At 43.9% G+C, this 269-nt stretch carries 1 pseudogene; it reads right to left on the bottom strand.

Annotated features, from left to right (window positions below):
• A pseudogene (gene aspA, locus R2R70_RS20500) lies at positions 1–269 on the bottom strand (aspartate ammonia-lyase); the annotation flags it as partial.

Raw genomic sequence — 269 nt, 5'->3', positions numbered from 1 at the left:
CGTAACCGATCACCGGATTAAGTGCAGTCACTAAAATAGGGTTTTTGGCAAGAGCGCGGTCAATGTTAGCTTGATTTACGATAAATGTGGCTATGGCTTTTTCTGCCAAAGCTTTGGCGCTGTTTGTTAGTAGCTCTATGCTTTGCAAAATATTATAGGCAATAACGGGCAGCATAACATTTAGTTCAAAGTTACCAGACTGACCAGCAACGGTAATTGTGGCGTCATTACCAATCACTTGTGCGCTAACCATCGCAGCCGCTTCTGGA

Source organism: Cobetia sp. SIMBA_158 (assembly GCF_046566945.1).
Lineage (GTDB): Bacteria > Pseudomonadota > Gammaproteobacteria > Pseudomonadales > Halomonadaceae > Cobetia > Cobetia amphilecti.
Note: the sequence above shows the minus strand (reverse complement) of the source record. Positions and strands in the feature narration are given on the sequence as shown.